Annotated in this window: 1 protein-coding gene; it reads right to left on the bottom strand. The window is 72.8% G+C overall.

Features of this window, described 5'->3' with window-relative positions; translation table 11 throughout:
* Positions 1-62: 62 nt before the first annotated feature.
* The gene (locus tag RCG67_RS17050; protein WP_368827986.1) at positions 63-320 is read right to left on the bottom strand and encodes a hypothetical protein; all 258 of its coding nucleotides are present in this window, start codon (positions 318-320) and stop codon (positions 63-65) included.
* Between the last annotated feature and the right edge of the window lie 283 nt (positions 321-603).

The raw sequence follows: 603 nt of genomic DNA, 5'->3' as shown, positions 1-603 counted from the left end.
TTCCCGGCGAGCACGATCAGCGACGTCGCCGTCGCGTACGCGACCTCCCGTGCTCGGCCGGCTCAGGAGGCCGCCCTGGCCGCCGCTTCCTCCCTCGCGTCGAGCTGGGCGCTGAGCTCCCGGTAGCGGTCCAGGGTCACCGGGTGGGGCCCGTCGGGACCGGTGAGGTACTCGTGGTCGAGCTGGTGGCAGATCCTGCTGTGCAGCACCTGCAGCTCGACCAGAGCCAGCCCCGTCAGGTCGGCGGGGAACTCCTGGTCCGGGCCGAGGGAGGTCGTGCCCCTCCGGGCCTCGACGAACGGGGATGGCTGGTGGTCCATGGTAGCGCCCTTCATCCTGTGGAACGTGGTCGGACCGGGTGGTCGCCCCGCCCCGACCGTAGGCACCCGGTGTTCCGGCCGACAACGGATTCCGTGACGCTTCATGCACATTTCCCTAACCGACGAGTAGGTGCGCGACCCGTGTGCTGCGGATCCCGGCGGTCGTCGCAGCCGCGGGCCCCGCACGCCCGGTTCCACGACGCGATGACGGTCGCCGGGGCGCGCTGCTGGGGGCCGGCGGGCTGTACGCGCCCCACCGGAAGGGTCCGGACCCTCCCGGGGC

This window comes from Kocuria cellulosilytica (assembly GCF_040981245.1).
In the GTDB taxonomy this organism is placed as follows: domain Bacteria; phylum Actinomycetota; class Actinomycetes; order Actinomycetales; family Micrococcaceae; genus Kocuria; species Kocuria cellulosilytica.
This window is presented reverse-complemented; position numbering and strand designations above follow the sequence as displayed.